We start from the raw sequence: 24,171 nt of genomic DNA on the forward strand, positions 1-24,171 counted from the left end.
TGTGGTCACAATTGGGCGGCGGCTTGCTCGGCGGTATCGGCCAGGAACTGGGCTTCGGTGATGTGTTCGGCAAAGCACCGTGGGACTGGGGCATCGTCAAGCTGGCTACCGGGCTGGCCAGCTGGGGCCTCAACACGGCCAACTCGTGGGCTGATGCCATCAGTGCGGGGGGCTCGTCATCGGGCGGCAGCGGGCCAGGTGGGGGGGTTCTTACAGGGCTTCTCGGGTTCGCCCGGTCTAAACCTGCCGAAGATGGCCATGGATCAATTTGGCCGGCCTGTCGCGCCCGGCGCAGGCGTACTGCCGCCCGCGCCGTTCGGCGTCTACGGTCCCGCACCAGGACGGGCGGTGAGTACCGATAATTCGATCAGCATCGTCAACAATGGTCCGAATCAGAGTGATTACCAGGTCTGGCGAGAGGCTCAGAACAGCAGGATTGCTCTGAACACCTACGCTGATGGCGCTAAAGAAGACTGCCCAGAGATGCTAAGCGAAATTGCCCAGTTGGCTTGAGTGGCTAAGGTTAGCAGGTTCGTCGTTGCAGGGGAACGATTGTGCCGTCGCCGGGGGTGCTGGGGCGGGCAGCTTCTGGAGTGGTCAGCAAAGCGACGATGGTGATGGGTTCGCCGCAATGCGGGCAGGAACGGGTGGCGGCCGGCTGTGGGCGGGTGGCCGGGCCTCGGTGACGGTGGCGGCGGTGTCGCTGTGTTTGCGTTGCTCCCAGGCGTGTTTGCGGCAGCGGTCTGAGCAGTAGATCTTGGTCGGTGTGGTGGCGGTGAATTCGGTCCAGCAGGCTTGGCAGGAACGGGTCTCAGCTGACATGGGCGGCGACCGCCTTACGCATCGTTTCGGCGGTGGCTTGGTGGTTGCGCAGCCGGTAGCTGGGTCCGTCGATACCGACCACGGTGGCGCGGTGCAGTAGCCTGTCCAACATGGCGGCTGCGACGGTGGCGTCTCCGAAAGCGGTTGCCCAGTCAGCGATCCCAACATTGGTTGTCAGAATCGTACTCGACTTCAGATACCGTTGGTTGATCACCTGGAACAACGCGGATGCCCCATCGCCGGGCAGCGGAAGGTAGCCAAGTTCGTCAATCACCAACAGTTTCGGTCCGGCGAAGAACCGCATGCAGGTGTGCCAGCGGCCTTCCAGGGCGGCTTTGTGGCAGCGGGCCGCCAGGTCGGCGGCGGTGGTGAAATACACCCGGTGGCCGGCCTCGACCGCGCCGCGGGCCAACGCGACGGCCAGCATGGTCTTGCCGACCCCGGGTGGGCCGACGAACAGCACGTTGGCCGCGTCGTCGAGGAAGCGCAGACTGGCCAGGTCGTTGATCAGTTTGGCGTCGACCCGGGCTGGGCGGCGAAATCGAAATCGGCCATGGTCCAGGGTTCGGGCAGACAGGCGAACCGCAACCGTGAGGTCAGCCGGCGGGCTTCGGTGGCGTTGACCTCGATCTCCAACAGCCGCTCCAAAGCGGCGGTCAGGGACAGGTTTTCGGCGCGGGCGGCATCGAGGATGCGGGGTAGCGCTTCGGCTGCGTCGCCGAGTTTCAGATAGGACAGATGTGCCCGGAGTTGTTGGTATCGGCGGGCTTCGCTCATCTGTGGGACGGTTTTGCTCAAGGGGTTACTCCTGGTTCTGTTCGGTTGGATGGTGTTGGGGAACAACGGATAGCCGTGCTGCGGTCGCCGCATAGACGGCCAGATCGATCACTACCTTCTGGGCGGGATCGTTCGCCGGGCACCACGCAGCCGCGCGGCCTCGGCAACGGCGGCCACCGAGGGCGGTCGCCGGGTCTTATGAGTGCAAGGCCTGGCCGTCGAGAACCCGATAGCACTGCCTGTTCGAGCGCGACGACGTGACCGGCATCGCGCACCACCGCGCCGCTGCCGTCGACCGCGCGGCGGTGCGCGGCAACAACGGCTCCCGATGCCGTGGTCAATTGCACGGTGTCAGAGCCCAGGCGGTGGGTGACGGTCACCGTGGCCCCGGCCAGCCCGGCGGCACCGAGTACTGATTGCCCCGCCAGGACACCAACGCTTGTGGAGTGACGATGCGGTGTTCGGTCAACTCGGCCGGATACGAACCCGTCGGCAGTGACCGTAGTGGTTCGGCATCGGCCAGGGCGCCGACGGTGGTGGCCTGCCCGTCGCGGCGCCGGCGGCGCCCGTCGAGCTTCACGCACAGCCGGTCCAGCGACGCCTGGGCTTGCTCGATCGTGGTGTCGTCGGTGACGGTGCGCCACCAGCGTTGGGCGGCAGCGTGATTGGACTTCTCCACCACACCCTTGCGGTTGCCCCGTCGTGGCGGGCACACATCGACGGCGACAGCGTAGTGTTTGGCCACCCGGCGAACGCCGCGGTGATCCGGCCCGATTCGGGATGACATACCGTGGCCATCCGGTCGAACCGCCACCGCTGGGTGACCCCACCCAACCGGATGCTGACCGCCTCGATCGCTTCCACGACGTGCGCGAAGTCCTCGGCCGGGCCAGCGCCCGCGCCAGCGGCTCGAATGGGCCAACGCCCGACCAGCAGGTGGGCATGCCGGTCAGCCGCCCACGATGCTGGTGGATCGGGCAGCTCGACCCAGTCCCACTGAGTCTCGACCCCGGGCGGATGATCGATGACCGCGACGTCGCGGCCCTTGACCGACTGACACGGCTCGCAATGCGGTCGCAGCCCCAGGTTTCGGATTGCCAGGGTCAGCGACGGATACGAGCCGGTAAAACCTAGCTCGACGAGTTCGTCGAACAGGGTTGAGGCCCACAGGTGCGGATCGTCAGCCAGGCGGATCCGGCAGTACTCGACGAACGGATCGATCACCAGCGGTTCAGAGCGTTGGCGTTGCCCGGGTACTCGTTCCCCAGCCAGATAGGCCCGAACGGTTCGGCGATTGATCCCGAGATGGCGAGCGATCGCCGATATCGACCAACCCTGCTCCCGAAGCGCATGCGCTTCCACATCACCCTCCAGCGACAGCAAACGACGGCCCTCCCATTCATCAGCGGAAACACAACTCCGCTGACGATGAGCAGAACCCCGACAAGCAGTCCGACGACACGCCGAACCACCGCTGCCAACTGGGCACTTTCAATTAGCGAGACTGAGCACTTTCACTTAGCGCCATCAACGCCGGAGGTATGCCGCAATGAAACCCATCGCTATCGATCAAGCCGACGGGTTTGATTACGAGATCCGCGCCGCCGCACTACGTCTGCTGCTGACCAAGCTCACCGGACCAAAGCACTGGGCGGCATTTGAAATCGGCGACTTGCTCGAAAGTCCGCGTGGCCGTGAGGTAGTCGACTGCCTCGCCGCGATGGCCCTGAGTGGATTCCTCGAATACTACGGCGGTCACGAGGAATCGGCCGAGATGACGATCACGCGCGAGATAGGCGTGGCCGAGGACCTGAAAGACGCTGAGGCGAGGTGACTCCCGCCGGGGTGCTTGCAAGCAATCGCAGTCGCAACACCCAAACCCTTCACCCGGAATTTGGGGTTGTTACGCCTTTCACCCGGCGCGGCGCGGTGGATTCCAAAGGTCGATATTCGAGTCAGGGCACGCACAAAGCGTCAAGCTGCAGCCATCACACGCACCCAGCGTTGATCGTCGCTCAGCGTGGCGCTGGGGGCCGGGAATCGGCTTTGTCGGCCAGCGCGTGCAACGCGTCGGCCAGCTCGCGGGCCTGCGCGGGTGTCATGTGCACAGCGTCGAGAGCAACCAGATCGATGCGCCGCTCGCAGCGGCCGTCGGCGTAGCGGCGGGTGATCCCGTAGAGGCTCGCACCGCCCACTTGTTGTCTGTCGAGGAATTCGCCGAACCAGTGTCCGCTGGCGATCGCCTGGAACTGTTCATTGGTCAGGACGTCGGTGAGGTCGCACCAGGTGTCGTCGTTTGCCGTAGTCATGCGGGTCAGTGTAGATCCGTGAAATGCTCAGGGCTAGAACGGATTTCCACACAATCTGTCCGGTTTCCACACAATCTGTCCGGTTTCCACACAATCTGTCCGGTTCCGCACCATTGGTCTGGGTTTCCGGTCACCTGTGCGGCGGTACCCCGTACTCTGGCGCAAGGTGTCGCAAACCCACATCGTGCTTACCGCGCCGTTGATCCAGCCGAGTCGCTGGTAAAAGCTGTGGCCCCCGCGAGCGCAGGTGATGACCGGAATGACATGGACTGTCACCCCCGGTAAGACACTTTCGAGGCGCGCACTACATCAGGATCGTGATCGTTGAACCTTACTAATTCCCGAGCAGCGACGACTTGTTCTGCCTGCTCGGGTCCAGGTCCGACGACCAGATCATCGATAGTGGGATGTGACCGATGCTCTTCAGCATTCGGGTCTGCTGCACGAATAGGTGACATCTGAGTTGGCTTGCCCGGAACGGGTGAGCTGGAAGGATGTCAGTGTGCCCAGGCCCTACCCCCGAGAGTTCCGCGATGATGTCGTCCGTGTGGCCCGCAACCGCGACGACGGCGTGACGATCGAGCACATCGCCACTGATTTCGGTGTGCACCCGATGACGCTGCACAAGTGGATGCGCCAAGCCGATATCGATGAAGGTGCCAAGCCCGGCAAGAGCACCGGCGATTCGGCTGAGTTACGGGAGCTGCGTCGCCGGAATCGGTTGTTGGAGCAGGAGAACGAGGTCCTGCGCCGCGCGGCGGCCTATCTGTCGCAGGCCAACCTGCCGGGAAAAGGATCTACCCGCTCGTAAGTGAGCTCGCCGCCGACGGGATCCCCGTCGCGGTGACGTGCCGGGTACTCAAGCTCGCCCGCCAGCCGTACTACCGCTGGCTGGCCCAGCCGATCACCGACGCCGAGATGATCGAGGCCTACCGCGCCAACGCCCTGTTCGACGCCCACAAGGACGACCCGGAGTTCGGGTACCGCTACCTGGTCCAAGAGGCCCGCGATGTCGGCGAGCCGATGGCTGAGCGCACCGCCTGGCGGATCTGCTCGCAGAATCGATTGTGGAGTGTGTTCGGTAAGAAACGCGGCAAGAACGGCAAGGTCGGTCCGCCGGTGCACGATGATCTTGTCGAGCGTGACTTCACCGCTGGCGGTCCAAATCAGTTGTGGCTCAGCGATATCACCGAGCATCGCACCGGTGAAGGCAAGCTCTATCTGTGTGCGATCAAGGACGTGTACTCCAACCGCATCGTCGGGTACTCGATCGACTCCCGAATGAAGTCCCGGTTAGCGACCACGGCCTTGAGCAACGCGGTGGCACGCCGCGGCGAGGTGGCCGGATGCATTCTGCATTCCGATCGCGGATCTCAGTTCAGGTCAAGGAGATTCGTGCATGCTCTGGGCCGCTTCGAGATGGTCGGATCGATGGCCGTGTCGGCGCAGCCGGCGACAACGCGGCCATGGAGAGCTTCTTTAGTCTGCTGCAGAAGAACGTGCTCGATCGTCGCCGCTGGGACACCCGCGAGGAGCTGCGGATCGCGATCGTCACCTGGATCGAACGGACCTATCATCGTCGCCGGCGCCAGGCGGGTCTCGGGCGGTTGACCCCGATCGAATTCGAAGCAATCATGACCACACCGGCCAGTCAGGCCGCGTGACCGCAACTGTCACCTGATCGTGCAGCAGACCCTTCAATTGTTCAGAAAGATTCACGGCAATCTGTTTGTAGGGCACCAGGCCTCGCCTTCTAGCACGGACATCGACGCGGAATTGCCGCTCGCCCGATAGGAATAGCCGCCACTCGCGCTCCTCTTTGAACCCTTCGGCTTTGATGGTTGCCAGGGCCGGAAGCAGTCTCGAATACAGGAGCATCAAACCAAGTCTGCGGACGTGATTGTTGTCCCGACCGGTCATGAGGGACTTGTCTTCTGAGGCCATGATTTCTCGGATAGCTTCGTCAGCGGCTGCTCTGCCATCCTCCTCGCCGTACACAACGCGCTTCAGCGTGGGCGCGACCGGCATGGGCAGCTCCGCAACTGACGGTCGGTCAAAAACTTTGGTGCGGTTCTCAAGTGCATCTCGGCTCAGCCCGAGGGCGAATCCGCCGGTACCGCCTGCGTAGCCGCGCCACTGGCTTAAGAGATCGCCCTCCGCGCAGAAGCAACACGCATAGCACGTGGACGGCCACTCCAGAATGTGATCGACATCGAATTTCCCCTCGATGTCACGGAAGACGCGCTGAAATTCGGGGGGAGTCGCGACATCGGCAGCGGCAGCGATTAAGCGCTCGCGGAGCAGTCGAGCGCCGAACTTCAATTCCTCGGTGTCGTTCATAAAGCGGACGTCGGACGCGAGCAGCTGCACGGTCCTCTGGTAATAGAGATCTGGCCTCTCGACCTTTATGAACCAGGAACCGGGAGATGGCTGAACGATGCCGAGTAAACCATAGGCGTCGGTGTAGTGATAGAGAGTGGATGGCGGCTCGTCACCTTCTGCGGCACTCATCATGTGTGTGAACCTATGCGAATCCACAGCTTCCGACGCCGAAACGATGGAGTTAGCGTTATACGATCACCCGTATATTCGGTGTCACGCCGCACTCCAGAACAGCTGTGCGGGCGCAACCGGAGTTCGCTGTCGAACACTTTGAGTTCCCGCGCACGGAATCCAAGGTTGCATTGACCGCAGCGACTCCGGCCCGAAGGGCCAATTCTCAGCCCCGCCGCATCGACTTCCAGATCGTTTGCCATGCCATCCCCCAAACTGGCCCAACACACTGGCGCAGACATTACCGCAGGGTTGCTCGATAGGGTTGACCACTGAGCCCTCCCCTAAAATACATTGGCGACATGCTTGCGATGGACAGGGTCAAGTGATCGCAAGTTCAAATCCCGTCAGCCCGACGCAGGTTCCATGCGGATAGCCCGCCGAGCTGTCAGCGGAGCACACTTTACGAACCGCCGTCGCCGGATGATTCCTCCACCGCTGGGGCGCTGGGCGCCCCAGGCCAGTTCCGAATGACGTGGAGAAAAAAGCCATCCTCGATATCAACATTCACGGTGAATTGTGACCCATCTTGTCCGCGATAAATATACAGCCCGTTGGAGCCGCTCAGACCCGCGCTAACGGCTTCCAATTCACTCCCCGGCACGCCGAACATTCCCTCAATCTGAGTCCGTGCCATTTGATCGCCGTCTGATGCGAGCATCGCGCGCATTTCGGCCCGTAGGGCCACGTCGTGGGCGGCATTTGGACGCGCGCCAAATCGCTGTCTCAGTCTGGGTTTCAGCGCATCCGACAGCGTGTTGGCGGCAACACCTAGCGGGACAGCCAGAACCAGGCTCACCAGGAATTCGATATCGGCAGGCCCGGGCACCCAATGACCGCCGAGGTGGGGAACATCACTTGCCTGAATCACCGGCTCGGGAGTCGACAAGCCAGCGTCTCGAAGAGAGTCGATGAGGATGTCTTCGAGTTGATCATTCAGTTCTGGGGAGTACGTCTCGGGGCCATCTAGCGGCAAGAGTATGGCCGCCTCCAAGATTTGGCCGTCGGGTGACCTGACCACTATCCCTACGCGCATCGGTCAAGTGTCTCAGCTAATCAGTACCTGCTGGGGGAGGCTTGGCGGGTATTCGGCCGGTTGGGGTGAGGTCGCGCAAGGGTTGACGCCGCGCCCCAGCTAGGCAGCCACTTACGGCAGAGTCTGTCACGGCGTCGTACGTCGCGAATTAACAGGCGGTTCTCCTGGTCGGTCGGTTTTACCGTGGTCTGGCAGCTATCGATTCGCCACCGCTTCGCTTGGCGACCTGATAACTGAACGGCCATACGGCCACGCTTTCGTTGCCCTTTTGCGGACGGCCGGTGCCGAGTTGGACATCGGCGACCCACTCATCGTCGGCAACTGATGCCCAGGCCTGTTCTTCGGCAGCCGCCTGAATCGCGTAGATGTTCGGCGATCCGTTAGGCCATTCCAGCGTGCCATGTCGAACTTCGGGCATGCACCCATCATCGCGCTGAATCATGGATTGCGCACGAGTAACGCATGCCTTTTCGGTTAGCGCAGCGGCCAGCTGAGTCATTCGACTCAGCACCAGAGGTGCAAGCACAAGAATCAAAGGCGCAGCCGTCCGCAGAGGCGAGCATTAAGGCGTAATTACGGCAGTGATTTGCTGCCGTTGGGCTGCCCCAGGAATCAAGATCACCTAGTGGTCGGTGTGATCCCCTCTGTATGGAGGTTGTTGAGGGTTTCACGTTTCCAGCACCGCTGAACCTATGTGACTGCCTGGTCAACGATTCATTCTGTACGGTATAGGCCAACTCTCATCCCGGGGTATCTCTTTTTGAACAGTGTTGCTACCGGCACGCCGAGATGATCGGCAATCGCTTTCAGTTCCCAGTCGCGGAACGGTGTTTCACCCCTGGTGCGCCGTGACACAGCGGAGAGCGACAAGCCCAGCAGCTCGGCGAGAGCGCTGTTGCTGACCTGCCGCCGCGCAAGCTCAGCGCGTACGTTATCGGCTATCGTGGTGTCAGGTGGTGGCTTCTCCATGGGCGGTCACGCTACGCGTCAAGCGGCCAACGCTGCACGCGACGTATTACGATTCCCGCAATTTGTCATGCGGTTCCGGCGATTAGCCATGACAGGCGCTTCCAGGCTGGTACGTCACTGATCAGCCGACAGACCCGCCACCGGCGTCGGGAACGTCTCGCATGTATGAGACCACGCCGCTGCGACCAGGCACCCGATCGGCAAGCGGCCGTGAGCACCGGGTCACCGCCCAGCGACGTTTGATTACACCAGCAGGCCAGATCAGGCGACAGTCGGCTCGGAATGGTGTGGTGGGGGTTTTGACACAACGGTTGACCACAACCAGGACAGGATTACGCCCATTTTCGCCATTGGTCGCCACTGTTCGCGACCGTCGTAATCTGTTGGTGCACAACGGGATAGAACACGCCAGCGAACATTGGTGAACATACCTGCGATGCCTGGGGGTCAAGTGGTCGCAGGTTCAAATCCTGTCAGCCCGACCATCAAGAAACTCGCCGGCGTAGCCGAGCGAGTTTTTTTGATGGTCAGTGGACAAGATGCAGGGAGCCGAAGCGTCCGTCGAGGTACGAGGCGGTCGCGCCGGCGGTTCCTGTCAGCCAGACCAGAAAAACCCTTCTGACCAGCGTCGTAAGGGGTTTTCTCGTCTCTGGGGTAGCGCGAGCAGTCGGCGTGTTGACGCGAAATGACACTCAACCCGGGCGGTTCAGTAGCACCGCAGGTCAAGAGCCCTTTCGCCTTCCGAGGCAGGATTTCGCCGTGAAGCTGGGCGTGTACCTCCGAGTCAGCACCATTGAGCAGGCCGAGCATGGTTTGGGCCTCGACGCGCAGTGCGCCGCGATCAAGGCCGGCGGTCACCGCCTCGTGAAGTGCGTCGCCGACGGACTGATCGTCCACACCTCGACCGGTTCCGTCCCGCGGGACCGTGTCGTTCAGGATCGTCATGCGTTGTTCTTCGTTCTTCGGCAGCGTGCCGCATTCGTTCCGTGGGTGACCGCGCCCGCCGGTCACCTGAGCGAGGCAGCGAGCGACGCCAGCAGCCGCAGCTTCTCCGCTGAGGGGGACCCGGGTTCGGCGGTGTAGACGATGAGCACATGGCCCGGCTCGGCGGTGATGGCCAGCTCCTCGTAGGCCAGAGTCAGTTCGCCCACCTCGGGGTGGTGGAACCGTTTCGTTCCGGCGCCGTGGGTCCGTACGTCGTGGGCACCCCAGAGCCGGCGGAACGTCTCACTCTGAGTGGACAGTTCGCCGACGAGATCCTGCAGACCGCGGTCATGGGGATCGCGTCCGGCTTCGGCGCGCATGATCGACACGCACATGTGCGCGAACAGATCCCAGTCGGGGTAGAAGTCCCGGGCTGCCGGGTCGAGGAACTGGAAGCGCGCCAAGTTGGGGGTTCGACCTCCGTCGCCGATGAGCGGGGAGTAGAAGACGCGGCCAAGGGCGTTGGTGGCCAACAGATCCTGCTGCGGGTTGCGGACGAACGCGATGCCGTCGGTGATCGCTTCCAGCGCCCAGTGCAGGCTGGGTCGGGACGCGACCGGCTTGCTTGCCCGGCGCCGTGACCGGCCGGAGGTGGGGATGCCGTCGGCGGTGCGGGCGAGGTCGAACAGGTGGGCGCGTTCGGTGTCATCGAGCCGTAGGGCTTGGGCGATCGCCTCCAGGACCGAGGACGACGCGCCGGCGATGGCGCCGCGTTCGAGCTTGGCGTAGTACTCGATGCTGACCCCGGCCAGGGTGGCGACCTCACCGCGGCGCAGCCCGGGTACCCGCCGCTGCCCGGCGTCGGGCAGGCCGACATCGGCGGGGGAGAGTTTCGCTCGGCGTGAGGTCAGGAACTCGCGTACCTCGGCCCTGTTGTCCACCGATCCGACGCTACCGGCGGATCTGGCCGCCAGGGATACCTTGCGGGTACACCTCTCGACAGAGACTTTTTCACCTCTTTCCCGGGCGCTTGCATGGATGTCGACACCGACATCGAGAGGATCCGGATGACCCCGACCACCGACCAACCGTGTGACGCGCCCAGTCGCGGGCCGATCGCGTTGAGCGCCACCGTGCTCGCCACCATCGTGTTGATCACGGCGATCGCGCCGCTGGCCACGGACATGTACGTGCCGGCGTTCCCGCTGGTGGGTCGGGATCTGGGTGCGTCGGCCACGCAGGTGCAGCTGACGCTGACGACCTTCTTCGTGGGCATGGCGCTGGGTCAGCTGGTCGGTGGGCCGGCCTCGGACCGGATCGGCCGGCGGATGCCGCTGCTGGTGTCGCTGGCGGTGTTGGCCGCGGCGTCGGTCGTGTGTGCGTACAGTCCGTCGATCGCGGTGATGATGGCGGCACGGTTGGTGCAGGGCTTCAGCGGCGGCTGGGCGATGGTGATCGCCCGGTCGATCGTGGTGGACCTCACCCGCGGCGCCGAGCTGGTGCGGGCGATGAACCTGGTGGCCGGTGTCGGCGGCATCGCGCCGATCGTCGGGCCGCTGTTGGGCGGGGTGATCTTGCAGTTCTCGCACTGGCGGGTGTCGTTCTGGGTGGTGGCGGGCCTGTCCGCGTTGATGCTCGTCGCCGTCGCGGTCGGGGTGCCGGAGACACTGCCCGCCGGCAAGCGGCACGGCGGCGGACTCAGCCACATCGTGGGTACGACCAAAGCGGTACTGCGCCAACGATCTTTCGTCGGTTACCTGTTGGTGTTCGGCTCGTCGATGGGCATGATCTTCGCCTACGTCGCCACCTCCGCATTCGTGCTGCAGTCGATGAACGGACTGTCGCCGATGCTCTACTCGATCGACTTCGCGTTCAACGCAGTCGGTCTCACCATCGCGACCCTCGCGGCGGCGCGCCTGGCCACCCGGGTGTCCACCCGCACGGTCGTCGGTGTGGGTCTGGCCGCCAGCGCCGCCGCAGGCGTCGTGCTGCTGATCGGCGCGATCTGGTTTCATATGCCCCTGCCCGTCGCGCTGGTCGGATTTTTCATCCTCATGACCGCCCAAGGCCTGGTAGGACCCAATGCCGGCGCGCTCGCGTCCGACGCAGTACCCGAGCACCCCGGTACCGGCTCGGCGCTGCTGGGCTTCCTGCAGTGGTGCATGGCCGGCGTCATCGCCCCGCTGGCCGGTCTCGGTGGCACGGAGACGGCGGTGCCGATGGCGGTCATCGTGACGATGCTCGCGGTGGCGTCCGCCGCCTCCCTCCACGTGCTGGCCCGGTGCGCAACCACCCAAACCGACTGACCCTGAACAACACTGAGAGGAAACCCCATGCGTGACGTACGACTAAGCCGACGCGGTGCGATACAGGTGGCCGGCATCGGCGCGGCGGCGGCTGGCCTGCTAGGAACGGCCGGCTGCTCCTCCCGTGACGACACCGACACGGCTTCGCCGTCCGCCGGCCCCACGTCCGCCCCGGCTACCCTGCCCAGCCCCGACGCCAGCCTCCCCGCGGGGGACACCTCTCGCGGCGCCGACAACTTCTACATCAGCGACCGGTTGGACGCCCACGCCGTGACCTTCCGGAACCAGTTCGGCCAGCGGATCGCGGCAAACCTGTTCGCGCCCAAGGACATGAACCGGTCCAGCCGCAACCCCGCCATCGTGGTGAGCCACCCGATGGGCGCGGTCAAGGAGCAATCGGCCAACCTGTACGCGCAGAAACTGGCCGAGCAGGGCTTCGTCACGCTGTCCGTCGACCACCCCTACTGGGGCTCCAGCGAGGGCGAGCCGCGCAACCTGGTGGCGCCGGACAACTACGCGGAGACCTTCAACTCGAGCGTCGACTACCTGCGCACCCTGGACTACGCCGACCGGGAGCGGATCGGCGCACTCGGGATCTGCGGGAGCGGCAGTTGGGTGATCAGCGCCGCGAAGATCGATCCGCGGATCAAGGCGGTCGCCACTGTGAGCATGTACGACATGGGTGCGGCGAACCGGTTCGGGCTGCGGCGTGCGGTCACACCGGAGCAACGCCGGGCCATGCTGGCTCAGGTCGCGCAGCAGCGCGATGCCGAGTTCGGTGGTGCAGCACCGGAATACACGAGCGGCACCGTGCACGAGATCACGGCCGACTCGACCGCGGTGGAGCGGGAGTTCTACGACTTCTACCGGACCTCGCGGGGGGCGTTCACCCCGCCCGGCGCGACGCCGCAAACCACCACGCACCCCACCCTGACCAGCAATGCCCGGTTCCTGAACTACTTCCCGCTCGAGGAGATAGAGACGATCTCACCGCGGCCGGTGATGTTCGTCGCCGGTGATCGGGCGCATTCGCTGGAGTTCGCCGAGGACGCCTACCGCCGCGCCGCGGAGCCGAAGGAGTTGGTGCTGGTGCCCGGTGCCGGACATGTTGACCTCTACGACCGCGTCGATCTGATCCCGTTCGATCGCCTGACTGAGTTCTACCGCCGCGCGCTGGTGTAATCCACGAAAGGCGACGAGATGACTTTCAGCTCAGCAGTTCTCACTCCGATCATCATAGCGATGGTGGTGCTGCCGAACCCGGATATGCACATATCGCAGCGCCACGCTTTGACAATGGTTTTCATGATCGATAAGCGTGATGCCATGCGCATTGAACACAAGATCTCCGTGGTGGCCGCGGCCCTCGTACTTACCGCCTGCGGTTCCGGCACGCAGCAGTCGGCACCGTCGTCAGCGAATGACGAGACCGCCGCCACGGGCACCGTCGAACAGCGGCGGCCAACACCGCGCCTGGCCGTCACCTACGACGGCGGCGTGATGATCCTCGACGCCACGACCCTGGAGCAGGTCGCCGACCTTCCGGCCAGTGGCTACCTGAGGGTTAAGGCAGCAGGCGACAACCGACACGTGATGCTCGCCGACGGTGACGGTTTCACCGTCCTCGACACCGGGACCTGGGCACGAGGGCACGGCGATCACGCGCATTTCCAGACCGCGCCGCCTAAGTTGACCGACATTCGCATCAGCGCGCCCGAGCCGGGCCACGTGGTCACCCACGACGGCACCACCGCGCTGTTCTCCGACGGTGCAGGCACCGTCACCTCCATCCCCAGTCACCGGATTGGTGACCCGGAAGCCCCGCAGGCGGTGTTCACCGCGCCGCACCCGCACCACGGCGTCGCGGTACCGCGCGCCGATGGATCGCTGCTGATCACCACCGGTGACGAGACGGTTCGTACCGGGGTACAAATCCTCGATGCGCAGCGGCGGCAGATCGCCGACAACACCGACTGCCCGGGCGTGCATGGTGAGGGTGCGGCGGCGGGCGGCGCCGTGGTGTTCGGCTGCGAGAACGGTGTCCTGGTGGTGCACGGCGACCGGATCGCGAAGGTTTCCGCCCCCACGCCGGGTTACGCCCGGATCGGCAACCTGGCTGCGACGGAGGCGCATCCGGTGGTGCTCGGGGATTACAAGGTGGACAAGGCTGCAACGCTCGAGCGCCCCACCCGGGTCAGCTTCATCGACACCCGCACCGATTCGGTGCGACTGGTGGAGTTGCCCGCGTCGTACAGCTTCCGCTCGCTGGCCCGTGGGCAGGTCGGCGAAATGCTGGTGCTGGGCACCGACGGGCGGCTGCGCTTCCTCGACCCGGACACCGGTGCCGTGATCGGGGAGGTGGCGGTGACGCAGCCGTGGGTCGAATCGACCGCCTGGCAGGACCCGCGACCTGCGGTGACCGCGCTCGGCTCGGTGGCGTACGTGACCGATCCCGCGACGAGGACGGTGACCGCGATCGACATCCCGACCCGGGAGGTGGTCAAGAAGGCGACGGTCGCGCAGGTACCCGACGAGACGGCGGGCGTGACCGGGGCGCGGATGGCCCACCAGTAAAGGGTGAGGGGGGTCGTGCCTGTACCTCCTCTGACTCGACCTGCCACGCGCGGGCTGAACGAGGTTGTCTGGATGAGGTGATGACCCAGAAGAGGAACGAGCGATGACGGACGATCAGAACACCGGCTGGACCGGAGGGCAGCGCGCCTTCGGCGACTTCGCACCCGGCATGGTGCACTACACCGACCGCGTGCTGTTCGACGAAGTATGGGAGCGGGCCGGCCTCTCCAAACGGGACCGCAGCCTGATCACCGTCGCGGCGCTGACCGCGATGGGCAAGATGGATCAGCTGCAGTTCCACCTCGGTTTCGCCCGCCAGAACGGGGTCAGCGACGACGAGCTGAAGGAAGCCCTTCTGCACCTCGCGTTCTACTCGGGTTGGCCCAACGGCATGGGCGCCACGGCGGTGCTGAAGAACATCATCGAGGAGGTCTGACCATGCACACACGATCACTCGGACAGGGCCTGGAGGTTTCCGCGATCGGGCTCGGCGCGATGGGCATGTCCCAGGGCTACGGCCCTAATCCGGGCAGCCGCGACGACATGATCGCGGTGCTGCGCTCCGCTGTCGATGAGGGCGTCACGTTCTTCGACACCGCCGAGGTCTACGGTCCCTACGTCAACGAGGAACTCGTGGGCGAGGCGCTTGCGCCGATCCGCGACGACGTCGTGATCGCGACCAAGTTCGGCTGGGACATCCAGAACGGCCAGATGACCGGGCTGGACAGCCGCCCCGAGCAGATCCGCCGTGTCGCCGAAGCATCGCTGAAGCGGCTGAGGGTCGACGTGATCGACCTGTTCTACCAGCATCGTGTGGACCCGAACGTGCCGATCGAGGATGTCGCGGGCACGGTCGGCGAGCTGATCGCGGAGGGCAAGGTGCGGCACTTCGGTTTGTCCGAGGCCTCGGCCGCGACGATCCGCCGGGCGCACGCCGTCCACCCGGTTACCGCGGTGCAGAGCGAATACTCGCTGTGGACGCGGGATCCCGAGGTGGAGGTGCTGCCGGCCCTGGCCGAGCTGGGTATCGGGTTCGTGCCGTTCAGCCCGTTGGGCAAGGGATTCCTCACGGGCACCGTCGACGCGTCCACGAACTTCACCGAGGGCGACATCCGCCAGCGGGTCCCGAGGTTCGACAAGGACAACCTCGCCGCGAACCAGAAGCTCGTCGACCACGTGAAGAGCCTCGCCGAGGCGAAGGCCACCTCGGCCGGGCAAATCGCCCTGGCGTGGCTGCTGGCCCAGCAGCCGTGGATCGTGCCGATTCCCGGGACCCGCCGCACGGAGCGCATCCGGGAGAACGCCGCCGCGACGCGGGTAGCGCTGTCCGCCGACGAGCGCGCCGACCTCGACGGCCTCGCCCGGCGCATCGGGGTCAGCGGCGACCGCTACAACGCCCAGCACATGGCCTTCGTCAACCGATAGGCACAGCAGAAGGAACGAAGAGATGAAAGACACCGATTTCGACCAGATCTTCCCGCTCGGGGAGCCCAATGACGCCTACGCCCAGTACTTCATCGGGCAGAGCTACCTGGCTTCACTGGCCTCCGGGAGCGTTCCCGTGAGCAACGTGTCCTTCGAGCCTGGCTGCCGCAACAACTGGCACATCCACCACGGCACCGGAGTCGGTGGTGACCAGATCCTGTTGTGCACGGCGGGCAGCGGCTGGTACCAGGCCGACGGCGCCGACCCCGTCAGCTTGGAGCCGGGAACGGTAATCCGCGTCCCGGCGGGCACGAAGCACTGGCACGGCGCGAAGGCCGACTCGTGGTTCTCCCACGTCGCCTTCATCACCCCCGGCGAAGACGTCAGCAACGAGTGGCTCGAGCCTGTCACCGACGAGGCGTATGGCCGGCTGCCGAAGACTGGAGAGAACGCATGAGCATCCTGACTGAGACCTACACCCTGTCCAACGGCGTCGAGATCCCGAAGCTGGGTCTGGGGACCTGGTTTATCGCCGACGACAAGGCCGCCGAGGCGGTGCGGGACGCCGTTGAGATCGGCTACCGCAACATCGATACCGCCCAGGCTTATGGCAACGAACGCGGCGTCGGCGAGGGCGTCCGCACCTCGGGCATCCCGCGGGAGGACCTGTTCGTTTCGACGAAACTGGCCGCCGAGATCAAGGACTACCACCAGGCCGTCGCCGCGATCGACGGGTCGCTGGAGAAGCTCGGGCTCGAGTACGTCGACCTGATGCTCATCCACAGCCCGCAGCCGTGGAACGACTTCCGTGGCGGGGACTACGCCGAGGGCAACCGCCAGGCCTGGCGCGCGCTCGAGGATGCCCACAATGCGGGCAAACTCCGCGCGATCGGAGTATCGAACTTCGAGCAACAGGACCTGGAGAACATTCTGTCCGGCGGCACCGTCACGCCTCACGTGAACCAGCTGCTCGTGCACGCGGGTAACACCCCGACCGACCTCCTGGCGTACTGCGACAGCAGGAATATCCGCGTCGAGGCGTATTCGCCGATCGCACACGGGGAGATCTTCAAGAATGCCGACGTCGCAGCGATGGCCGAGAAGTACGGCGTGAGCGTGCCGCAGCTGTGCATCCGCTACACGCTGCAGCTGGGCACCGTGTCGTTGCCGAAGACCGCCAATCCCGAGCACATGCGCGCCAACGCGCAGGTCGACTTTGTCATCTCAGATGAGGACATGACCGCACTGCGCAATCTGCACGCCCGGGACTACGGCGACGCCAGCGTGTTCCCCGTCTACAGCGGCAAGTAGCCAGATCGCACCGGCACCAACCTGTTCCCGGCCACGCGGCGCGGATGACGCGGGTCCACTGCCCGGCGAACCGAAGAACGAAAGGAGAACACGATGAACGACAACCGAGTCGTCATCATCACCGGGGCCGCACGAGGCATCGGCCGGGCGACCGCGGTGGCCTTCGCCAAGGCCGGATACCGGGTCGCCGGTGCCGATATCGCGGCGCTCGCCAGCTCCGCGATGGACTATGCGCCGGCCACGCCCGCGGATCTCGCACGGACCGGGGAACTCGTGGAGGAAGCGGGCGGGCAGTGGCTGCCCGTGGTGTTCGATCAGCGCGAGATGTCCGCCGTGCGTGAAGGATTCGCGAAGGTCGTGGACCGCTTCGGCGGTGTCGACGTGGTGTTCGCCAACGCCGGCGTCCAGGGCTTTGCCCCGCTGCTGGAGATGAGCGACGAGCTTTGGCACGACCAGATCGACATCAATCTCACCGGCACCGCCAACGTCTTGCGGGTCGCCGCGCCGCTGCTGATCGAGCGCGGCGGCGGGCGCATCATCATCACCTCGTCCACTCAGGGCCAGCACGGAACCCTCGACGGCAGTGGATATTCGGCATCGAAGTGGGGGCTGTTCGGGCTGATGAAGTCGGCGGCGTTGGAACTCGGGCAGTACGGGATCACGGTCAACGCGCTGGTTCCCGGGCTCATCAACACCGCGCTCACCCGACATGAGGACCGCTACGCCCAGATCATCCGCAGCGGGGGGAATGAACCTACCGGCGACGTGGAAAAGGACGAGCAGACCGCGGCAGCCGCGCAGCGCAAGAAGCTACCGCTCGGCGTGCCGTGGGTGGAACCCGAGGACGTCGCACCGCTGGTCGTGTTCCTCGCCTCGGAAGCGGCGCGGATGGTCACCGGCACCAGTTTCTCGGCCACCGCAGGAGACAGCGCCAACATCACCGCGTAGGAAACCCGGGCGCACCGCAGAGCCTGGGGGAGACTCCGAGAGTCGGCGACTCAGGAATTGACCTGTGGACGTCTGCGCCGCAGCAGGGCGACCACAACCGCGGCGATGATGCTCAGCCCGACCAGGCCACCGCCGACGATGATGCCCGCGACGCCGCCGAAAATCCCACCCGCGCCGGGACTTTCGCCGATGCGGAAACGGTCGGACGCTTCGCCGGTGCATCGAATGTCGTAATTCCCGGACTCTTTGGCGCTGACGGTGAGCACGGCTTGCCAGCCGTTGAGGATCAACGTGCCCTGGTAGGTGTCGACGGCGGTACCACCGGAGTGGTCCCGGAACTGGCAGCGGACCGTATGGTCAGCGGACTGGGTGTGCACGAATACGGTCTGGCTGACCCCGGGCTCAAGGGAGACGGTGGTGGACCCTCCGCTGTGGAACTCGTTGCCGGGCAGGGAGTTCGCGGTACGTAGGAGCAGCCCAATGCCTGTTGCGAGAAGGACGATCCCGACCAGGGCGAGCCCCGCGGCGATGGCGTACCACAGTCCCCGTGGTGGGCGCTTGGCCGGCGAGTTCGGGGGAGTCGGCCATGGGTTGGCAGACGGTGGGATGCCCTGACCGGGAACAGTTCCTGGGTTGGGCGGCTGTGCCTGCCACGGCTGGGCGTGTCCGCCGTAGCCCGAGTCATTTCCGTACGGCAAAGGCTCACCGGGCGTCATTGTCTGAGCCTAAACGAGACGAATTGGGTGCCTGCGCACCAATTCATTCACGGGCCGCGCGGACCGGTCGGAGCTGCGGTCCGCTTCAGTTGGGCGCCGCGAGCGTACACAGCACCGCCCGGTGAAACTTCTTCGCTTATCGCAGGATTAGCCGATGGGCCGTTACCGCTGCAGCGCCGACGGTTCGGGAGTGGGTTCCGGCGCCGGCCTGAGCAATCGGTGTGCGATCACGCCGATCACCAGCGCCCAGAACGCCGCGCCGATACCGGCGACCGTCGTGCCTGAGGCGGCGACGACAAGCGTCATCGCAGCGGGGACTCGCGCCGACTCGTCGGACATGGCTCCCGCGCAGGCGCCGGCGAACGCATTGAGCAGCGCCACACCGGCGACGGCCTGCACGACACCGACGGGCGCCGCGAGCACAGCCGCGGTCAGTCCGGTGGAGACCAGGCCGAGTCCGCAGTACACCGCCCCGGTCGTGAACCCGGAGATCCAGCGGCGCCGGGGATTCGGGTCGGCGTCCGGTGCGGCTGCCAACGCGGCGCTGATCGCGGCCAGGTTGACGGCGTGTCCGCCGAACGGGGTCGCGAGCAGGGAACCGATGCCGGTCACCGTCAGCGCAGGCCGCCAGGGGACGTGGTAACCGAAGCCTGCCATGACCGCGACGCCGGGGATGTTCTGCGCTGCCATGGTCACGATGTACAGCGGCAGAGCGATGCCGGTGAGAGCCTGCAGAGTCAGGCTCGGCGCTGTGATCTGCAGGTGCGGGATCCATGCAGTGGCCGCGGGGAGGCTGTGGCTCCGGACCAGGTTCACCGCGATCACCACCAGGGCGGCGCCGAACGCGGCCGGTACCGCCCAGCGGGGTCGGAGGGCGACGACGATGAGCCACACCACCAGCACCGGCGCTATCGCACCCGGATTGTGAGCCAGCGCGGTAACCGGGGCGACGCACAGCGGTAGCAGCACCCCCGCGAGCATCGCCTGTGCGATGGGGTTGGGAATGCGGGTGACCAGGCGGGCGAGCGCCGGCCAGAGACCTGTCGCCAACAGCAACACCGCCGTGAGCGCGAACGCGCCGACGGCGGCGGGCCACCCGCCGGCCACCGCGCCGGTCGTGATCAGCAGCGCCGCGCCGGGCGTCGACCACGCGCTGGTGATCGGCATCCGGAACCGCGACGACAGCAGCATCGACGCCGCGCCCATCGCCAGACTGACCGCGACCAGACCCGAGGCCGCCTGCGCGGGATTCGCACCCGCCGCCCGCAATCCCGCGAGCACCACGGCGAACGAGGAGGTGAAGCCGACCAGCGCACACACCACCCCCGCGCTGATGGGGACCGCCTTCGAGACGTCCTGTTCCATGCGCACCTCCGTTCTGATTACGGAACGTTCTGTAGACGGAACGTAGCATGAGGAAATGTATGCCGAAGAGGTCGGTCGCCGGTTGCGGGAGCTACGGGTCGAACGCGGTCTGAGTCTGTCCGAACTCGCCCGCCGGGCGGGAGTCGGCAAGGGGTCGTTGTCCGAGATCGAGTCGGGCGGTCGCAATCCAACGGTCGAGACCCTCTACGCGCTGTGCGAACCGCTCGATGTGCCACTGACCGCGCTGGTCGGCGAGTCCCCGGGTGTGCACTCGGCCTCCGGCGGCGGGATGCGCACGGTGCTGCTGTCGGTGCGGCACCTGCCGCGGGTGACCGTCGAGGTATTCCGCCTGGAGTTCCCCGAGGGGGCCGAGCACATCTCACCGTCGCACGGGCCGGGTGTCCGCGAGCACCTCACGGTGGTCGACGGCAAGGTGCTGGCCGGCCCGGTCGGCCAGGAGAGCCTGATCGAGGAGGGGGCAACGGCGAGTTGGCTGAGCGATCGTCGCCATAGATTCGCGGCCCCGGACGGTGCTGCAGAAGCGGTGGTGGTGATCACCACGCCGCGGTGACGGTCGGTTCGGGTCGCACGTAGGCTGGGCGACAGTTCCGCTATTTGCCTTTCGAGTCGCACTCACTCGTCGAACAGGGCCGACTTGGCCTGCGCGGCTTGCTAATCTGCCAAGATGCTCAAGTCAGTGACAATAGGCGCGGTGGTTGCTGTGTTGACGATGGTCGCCGCTGGTTCCGCGAGCGCTGATCCGGCAAACCCTGACCCGTTCGACCCTGCCGATTGCATTGGCAATGCCAATGCCATCTGCAACGTCGGCCCCTACGGACCGAACAGCTTGACGAATCCGGCGAATCCGATGAGCCCACTGAATCCGGACAATCCAGCCAACCCCATGAACCCGATGAACGGGATGGGCCAACCCTGACCCAACCGCGGGGGCAGCTGCATGCACCTGAACGCGGACGCATCCAGTCAATCCGCCGGCAACCCGCACGAAGGTGAGGACCCCGATCGCGCCCGCGCCGCGGTGAGTCCTCCGGCTCCGGCCCGGCTCGAACGGGCGGCCACCCTCACCAGTCGCGGGTAGGTCGCGCCCTTACCGGGTAGGCGCGACTTGGGCGGAGTCGAGGCCGGACCTTACGACCCGAAGTTGGCGGCGGCAAGCGGATTCTCGCGCGCGGCCGTGGCGCATGGCAGCGTGGTCGGCATGGATCTCGGGCACGCCGCCGAATTGCTCGGGTTGGAACCGGGCTGGCTGCCGCGTCATCTCGTGGCGTTCGGCTACCCCGCGCCGCGGCCACCCGCTCACGGGCGGTCTGCGGTGCCCGGTGGGCGCAAGGCGCTGAGCCAGATCTACCGAGACCAATAGTCGAGTCGCAGTGCTGGACATGGGATGACGAAAACTCAAGCACCACGGGGATTTCCACTGCTCAGCGTTTGCGAGGCCCGGCTGGGCGACCGCTGGCGATCGCCAACAGGGTCGACATCACCGCACGCGGCGTTGCGGACACCCGCCACACCGCGCGCAGTCGTCGATGCAAGTCGACCCCGGTCACCGGAATCTCCACCAGCCGGCCGTCGCGCAGTTCCGCTGCCACCGCCAGTTCGCTGAGCACCGCGGCGTGCGCGCCGGCGGCCACCATTACCTTGATCGCGGCGTTACTGCCAAGGCTCACCGACGCGGCGTGCGCTGCCAGCCCCACCTTCGCCAGGGCGTGCTCGAAGGTGTCGCGGGTACCCGCGCCGGGCTCACGGATGACCAGCTCCAGCGCCGCCAATTCGGTGGCCTCCACCGGTTTGCGGCGCCGGGTGAGCGGATGCCCCGGGGCCGCGACCAACGCCAGTCGGTCGGACCGGACCACCCGACTGGTGAGGCCCGCCGGCACCGTGGGGCCCTCGACGAACCCTAGGTCGGCGTCGTGGCCCAGCACTGCCGTGTTCACTCCGGCCGAATTCGCCACGGTCAGGTGCACCGGTTCGCCGGTGTGCACTCGGACCCGCGCGAGCCAGGCCGGCATCAGGTATTCGGCGATGGTCTGGCTGCAAGCGACGCGGGCTGTGCGGTCCGCCCGCATCGCCGCGGCGCCGGTCAGCAGGTCCTCCATCGCGGCCACCGCGCCACGGGCCCAGTCGGTGACGGCGCGCCCCGCCGGCGTCAGTTCCGCGCCGCGGGTGCGGCGATCGAGCAGCTCGAGTCCGAGTCGGCGCTCGAGGTTGCGCAGCCGTGCCGAGGCGCTGGGCTGACTGATCAGTTCGGCGCGGGCGGCCGCCGAGATCGAGCCCGTGTCGGCAACCGTGATGAGCAATCGCAGTGCGTCGATTGACGGCGCCGGCCCCTGATCCATAGAGCAAGCCTATGGGTAGATAGCCGTCCTCTGGGTACCGGTCGCATTTGTTTGGCGGGATCGTCGACAGACATGAGCACCACCTACATCGACGCGACCCCGAGTCGCACGCGCCGCCGGATCTTCAAGGCACTGCCCGGCGCGGCACTCGCCCTTGCGGTTGCCCTCGTCGCCATCGTGGTCGGTAAGGCGGTTCCGGTCCTCGGCGGACCCGTCGCCGCCGTTCTGATCGGCGTGGCGCTGGCCAGCTGGTTGCGCCCCGCCAAGCGGTGGCCGACGGTGCCGCATGGCCTGCGGCTCACCGGCGGGCTGGCGCTGCAGACCGCGGTGGTGCTGCTGGGGACCCAGATCTCGCTGCAGCAGGCCTGGCAGGTCGGCGGTTCGGCGCTGCCGGTGATGTGCGCGACGCTGGCCGCGGCCTTCGTCTGTGCCTGGCTGTTCGGTCGTTGGTTGGGCATCGACCACGACCTGCGCACCTTGATCGGCGTCGGCACGGCAATCTGCGGTGCCTCGGCGATCGCCGCGGTGACCCCGGTGCTCAAGCCCAAGCCGAGCGCCGTGGCGTATGCCCTGAGCACGATCTTTTTGTTCAACATCGCCGCCGTGCTCACGTTCCCGGTGCTCGGGCATCTGCTCGGTCTCGGTCAGCACACCTTCGGGGTGTTCGCCGGGACCGCGGTGAACGACACATCGTCGGTGGTCGCGGCCGCCGCGGTGTACGGCGACCAGGCAGCGCACACCGCCGTTGTGGTCAAGCTGACCCGCTCGCTCGCGATCATTCCGGTGGTCATGGTGGTCGGGGCGCTGGTGGCTCGCCGCGGTGGTAACGCCGGTTCCGGTGCGCATCGGCCGAGGGTGTGGAAGCTGGTGCCGTGGTTTCTCATCGGTTTTGTGGCGCTGGCGGCACTGAACTCGGTGTGGCCGCTGCCGCCGGTGATCCGGGTGCCGGGTGCGGAGTTCGCCGGTCTGCTGATCACCTGGGCGCTCGCCGCGATCGGGCTCTCGACCGATCTGAGCGCACTGCGCCGAACCGGCCTGAAGCCGGTGCTGCTGGGCGGGATGCTGTGGATGGTGGTGGCGGGCACCAGCCTCGCGGTGCAGTTCCTCACCACTGCGAGCCTTCAGGCCTGATATGCGGGATGGCTCAATGCGGTCGCCGGGTGGCCTACGGGTCGAAGGAGGCGCTGTTCCGGGAAGCCATCGAGCGCTACGAGCAGCAGGAAGGCGGATTGGCTGACCGTGCGTTGGCCGAGGAACCCACCGCCCGCCGTGCCATCGAACGGGTCTTACGTGAGGCAGTCGAGGTCTACACCGGCGATGGTTCACGAGGCTGCATGGTGGTCAGCGCGGCCACAAATTGTTCACCTGGCAACGACGACGTCCGTCGATGGCTCGCCGAGCGCCGGCGCCGCCGCACCGATTCCCTCGTCGCGCGGCTGCGGGCCGCGGTGAGCGCTGGTGAACTGTCGGACAGTATCGATGTTCAGGCGGTCGGGGACGCGTATGCCGCAGTGCTGCATGGGCTCTCGGTTCAGGCCCGCGACGGTGTCCCGCGCGACCGGCTTCTGGCGTTGATCGGGCCGGCGCTGTGCCTCATCGATTGTCACCAACCTGATTAGCGATACGCCGCCACCGAATCACGTCCATGGCGGAGGCCAGGATCGCAATCGCTGCGAGTATGACACTCAGAACGCACCCCAGGCACGTCGCGAACAGACACTGTGCGGCCACTGCGCTGGCGAGCAGACCGAGCGTCATGCCTTGCCGGACAAGGAAAGC

At 65.9% G+C, this 24,171-nt stretch carries 26 protein-coding genes and 4 pseudogenes; 16 read left to right on the forward strand and 14 right to left on the reverse strand.

Annotated elements, in window-relative coordinates; genetic code table 11:
* Positions 1 to 252 precede the first annotated feature (252 nt).
* The gene (locus tag BTO20_RS39305; RefSeq protein WP_157680215.1) at positions 253 to 513 is read left to right on the forward strand and encodes a hypothetical protein; all 261 of its coding nucleotides are present in this window, start codon (positions 253 to 255) and stop codon (positions 511 to 513) included.
* 84 nt (positions 514 to 597) lie between these two features.
* Here the strand turns inward: BTO20_RS39305 and BTO20_RS39310 are convergent, their stop codons facing one another.
* From BTO20_RS39310 to BTO20_RS40485, 4 genes and pseudogenes are all read right to left on the reverse strand, one after another.
* Positions 598 to 822 carry a hypothetical protein gene (locus tag BTO20_RS39310; RefSeq protein ID WP_157680216.1) on the reverse strand — a complete coding sequence of 75 codons (225 nt, stop codon included), beginning with the start codon at positions 820 to 822 and terminating at the stop codon, positions 598 to 600.
* A pseudogene (gene istB / locus BTO20_RS14920) lies at positions 812 to 1,599 on the reverse strand (IS21-like element helper ATPase IstB). Before istB ends, BTO20_RS39310 begins: the two are co-directional and overlap by 11 nt.
* 376 nt (positions 1,600 to 1,975) lie before the next feature.
* Positions 1,976 to 2,386, reverse strand: a complete 411-nt coding sequence (locus BTO20_RS40480) for a hypothetical protein (RefSeq protein WP_232491325.1) — start codon at positions 2,384 to 2,386, stop codon at positions 1,976 to 1,978.
* 512 nt (positions 2,387 to 2,898) lie between these two features.
* Positions 2,899 to 2,961: pseudogene (locus BTO20_RS40485) on the reverse strand (hypothetical protein); the annotation flags it as partial.
* A gap of 187 nt (positions 2,962 to 3,148) precedes the next feature.
* Between BTO20_RS40485 and BTO20_RS14930 the strand changes: the two are divergent.
* On the forward strand, positions 3,149 to 3,433 hold the full coding sequence (locus tag BTO20_RS14930; protein WP_087077042.1) for a hypothetical protein: 285 nt from the start codon (positions 3,149 to 3,151) through the stop codon (positions 3,431 to 3,433).
* Between the two features lie 181 nt (positions 3,434 to 3,614).
* Here BTO20_RS14930 and BTO20_RS14935 read toward each other — a convergent pair whose 3' ends face one another.
* Positions 3,615 to 3,908 (reverse strand): hypothetical protein, encoded by a 294-nt coding sequence (locus BTO20_RS14935; RefSeq protein WP_087077044.1) that lies wholly within the window; start codon positions 3,906 to 3,908, stop codon positions 3,615 to 3,617.
* Between the two features lie 502 nt (positions 3,909 to 4,410).
* Between BTO20_RS14935 and BTO20_RS14940 the strand changes: the two are divergent.
* Positions 4,411 to 5,572: pseudogene (locus tag BTO20_RS14940) on the forward strand (IS3 family transposase).
* Here BTO20_RS14940 and BTO20_RS14945 read toward each other — a convergent pair.
* The 6 genes from BTO20_RS14945 to BTO20_RS14970 all read right to left on the reverse strand — a co-directional run bounded on the left by BTO20_RS14945 (position 5,541) and on the right by BTO20_RS14970 (position 10,331).
* The gene (locus tag BTO20_RS14945; RefSeq protein ID WP_087077046.1) at positions 5,541 to 6,422 is read right to left on the reverse strand and encodes a DUF2971 domain-containing protein; all 882 of its coding nucleotides are present in this window, start codon (positions 6,420 to 6,422) and stop codon (positions 5,541 to 5,543) included. The pseudogene BTO20_RS14940 and the gene BTO20_RS14945 sit on opposite strands and share 32 nt — an antisense overlap.
* 442 nt (positions 6,423 to 6,864) lie before the next feature.
* Positions 6,865 to 7,497 (reverse strand): type 2 periplasmic-binding domain-containing protein, encoded by a 633-nt coding sequence (locus BTO20_RS14950; protein WP_087077048.1) that lies wholly within the window; start codon positions 7,495 to 7,497, stop codon positions 6,865 to 6,867.
* A gap of 178 nt (positions 7,498 to 7,675) precedes the next feature.
* Positions 7,676 to 7,915 (reverse strand): hypothetical protein, encoded by a 240-nt coding sequence (locus BTO20_RS14955; RefSeq protein ID WP_198344394.1) that lies wholly within the window; start codon positions 7,913 to 7,915, stop codon positions 7,676 to 7,678.
* Between the two features lie 296 nt (positions 7,916 to 8,211).
* A complete protein-coding gene (locus tag BTO20_RS14960) occupies positions 8,212 to 8,466 on the reverse strand; it encodes a helix-turn-helix domain-containing protein (protein WP_087077052.1) in 255 nt (84 codons plus the stop codon).
* A 447-nt stretch (positions 8,467 to 8,913) separates the two neighbouring features.
* Complete coding sequence (locus BTO20_RS39315) at positions 8,914 to 9,411, reverse strand: hypothetical protein (protein ID WP_157680218.1); 498 nt, start codon at positions 9,409 to 9,411, stop codon at positions 8,914 to 8,916.
* Positions 9,412 to 9,473: 62 nt separating this feature from the next.
* On the reverse strand, positions 9,474 to 10,331 hold the full coding sequence (locus BTO20_RS14970) for a helix-turn-helix transcriptional regulator (RefSeq protein ID WP_087077057.1): 858 nt from the start codon (positions 10,329 to 10,331) through the stop codon (positions 9,474 to 9,476).
* A gap of 93 nt (positions 10,332 to 10,424) precedes the next feature.
* Between BTO20_RS14970 and BTO20_RS14975 the strand changes: the two genes are divergently transcribed.
* From BTO20_RS14975 to BTO20_RS15010, 8 genes are all read left to right on the forward strand, one after another.
* On the forward strand, positions 10,425 to 11,696 hold the full coding sequence (locus BTO20_RS14975; protein WP_087077059.1) for a multidrug effflux MFS transporter: 1,272 nt from the start codon (positions 10,425 to 10,427) through the stop codon (positions 11,694 to 11,696).
* A 27-nt stretch (positions 11,697 to 11,723) separates the two neighbouring features.
* Positions 11,724 to 12,878 carry an alpha/beta hydrolase gene (locus BTO20_RS14980; protein WP_087077061.1) on the forward strand — a complete coding sequence of 385 codons (1,155 nt, stop codon included), beginning with the start codon at positions 11,724 to 11,726 and terminating at the stop codon, positions 12,876 to 12,878.
* 123 nt (positions 12,879 to 13,001) lie between these two features.
* The gene (locus BTO20_RS14985) at positions 13,002 to 14,270 is read left to right on the forward strand and encodes a hypothetical protein (protein WP_087077063.1); all 1,269 of its coding nucleotides are present in this window, start codon (positions 13,002 to 13,004) and stop codon (positions 14,268 to 14,270) included.
* 103 nt (positions 14,271 to 14,373) lie between these two features.
* Positions 14,374 to 14,706 carry a carboxymuconolactone decarboxylase family protein gene (locus BTO20_RS14990; RefSeq protein ID WP_087077065.1) on the forward strand — a complete coding sequence of 111 codons (333 nt, stop codon included), beginning with the start codon at positions 14,374 to 14,376 and terminating at the stop codon, positions 14,704 to 14,706.
* A gap of 2 nt (positions 14,707 to 14,708) precedes the next feature.
* Positions 14,709 to 15,695 carry an aldo/keto reductase gene (locus BTO20_RS14995; protein ID WP_087077066.1) on the forward strand — a complete coding sequence of 329 codons (987 nt, stop codon included), beginning with the start codon at positions 14,709 to 14,711 and terminating at the stop codon, positions 15,693 to 15,695.
* Positions 15,696 to 15,717: 22 nt separating this feature from the next.
* Positions 15,718 to 16,152, forward strand: coding sequence for a cupin domain-containing protein (locus tag BTO20_RS15000; RefSeq protein ID WP_087077068.1), 435 nt, complete (start codon positions 15,718 to 15,720; stop codon positions 16,150 to 16,152).
* Positions 16,149 to 17,006: an aldo/keto reductase gene (locus tag BTO20_RS15005; RefSeq protein ID WP_087077072.1), complete on the forward strand. Its 858-nt coding sequence runs from the start codon at positions 16,149 to 16,151 to the stop codon at positions 17,004 to 17,006. The genes BTO20_RS15000 and BTO20_RS15005 overlap by 4 nt, the downstream gene beginning before the upstream one ends.
* A gap of 93 nt (positions 17,007 to 17,099) precedes the next feature.
* Positions 17,100 to 17,954 (forward strand): SDR family NAD(P)-dependent oxidoreductase, encoded by an 855-nt coding sequence (locus tag BTO20_RS15010; RefSeq protein WP_087077074.1) that lies wholly within the window; start codon positions 17,100 to 17,102, stop codon positions 17,952 to 17,954.
* A 50-nt stretch (positions 17,955 to 18,004) separates the two neighbouring features.
* Here BTO20_RS15010 and BTO20_RS15015 read toward each other — a convergent pair whose 3' ends face one another.
* Both BTO20_RS15015 and BTO20_RS15020 read right to left on the reverse strand, forming a co-directional pair.
* Positions 18,005 to 18,670 carry a hypothetical protein gene (locus BTO20_RS15015; RefSeq protein WP_087077076.1) on the reverse strand — a complete coding sequence of 222 codons (666 nt, stop codon included), beginning with the start codon at positions 18,668 to 18,670 and terminating at the stop codon, positions 18,005 to 18,007.
* Positions 18,671 to 18,832: 162 nt separating this feature from the next.
* Positions 18,833 to 20,053 carry a benzoate/H(+) symporter BenE family transporter gene (locus tag BTO20_RS15020; protein ID WP_269770363.1) on the reverse strand — a complete coding sequence of 407 codons (1,221 nt, stop codon included), beginning with the start codon at positions 20,051 to 20,053 and terminating at the stop codon, positions 18,833 to 18,835.
* Between the two features lie 37 nt (positions 20,054 to 20,090).
* Between BTO20_RS15020 and BTO20_RS15025 the strand changes: the two genes are divergently transcribed.
* From BTO20_RS15025 to BTO20_RS15035, 3 genes and pseudogenes are all read left to right on the forward strand, one after another.
* Positions 20,091 to 20,606 (forward strand): helix-turn-helix domain-containing protein, encoded by a 516-nt coding sequence (locus BTO20_RS15025; protein ID WP_087077080.1) that lies wholly within the window; start codon positions 20,091 to 20,093, stop codon positions 20,604 to 20,606.
* A 114-nt stretch (positions 20,607 to 20,720) separates the two neighbouring features.
* A pseudogene (locus tag BTO20_RS41230) lies at positions 20,721 to 20,954 on the forward strand (hypothetical protein); the annotation flags it as partial.
* Positions 20,955 to 21,161: 207 nt separating this feature from the next.
* Positions 21,162 to 21,416 (forward strand): hypothetical protein, encoded by a 255-nt coding sequence (locus BTO20_RS15035; protein WP_087077084.1) that lies wholly within the window; start codon positions 21,162 to 21,164, stop codon positions 21,414 to 21,416.
* Positions 21,417 to 21,477: 61 nt separating this feature from the next.
* Here the strand turns inward: BTO20_RS15035 and BTO20_RS15040 are convergent, their stop codons facing one another.
* Positions 21,478 to 22,392: a LysR family transcriptional regulator gene (locus tag BTO20_RS15040; RefSeq protein WP_087077086.1), complete on the reverse strand. Its 915-nt coding sequence runs from the start codon at positions 22,390 to 22,392 to the stop codon at positions 21,478 to 21,480.
* Between the two features lie 72 nt (positions 22,393 to 22,464).
* On the opposite strand from BTO20_RS15040, the gene BTO20_RS15045 reads away from it, so the two are divergent.
* A complete protein-coding gene (locus BTO20_RS15045; RefSeq protein WP_087077088.1) occupies positions 22,465 to 23,523 on the forward strand; it encodes a YeiH family protein in 1,059 nt (352 codons plus the stop codon).
* An 8-nt stretch (positions 23,524 to 23,531) separates the two neighbouring features.
* Positions 23,532 to 24,011 (forward strand): TetR/AcrR family transcriptional regulator, encoded by a 480-nt coding sequence (locus BTO20_RS15050; protein WP_157680219.1) that lies wholly within the window; start codon positions 23,532 to 23,534, stop codon positions 24,009 to 24,011.
* Positions 24,012 to 24,171 lie beyond the last annotated feature (160 nt).

The sequence above is a fragment of the Mycobacterium dioxanotrophicus genome (genome assembly GCF_002157835.1).
GTDB classification, from domain to species: Bacteria; Actinomycetota; Actinomycetes; order Mycobacteriales; family Mycobacteriaceae; genus Mycobacterium; species Mycobacterium dioxanotrophicus.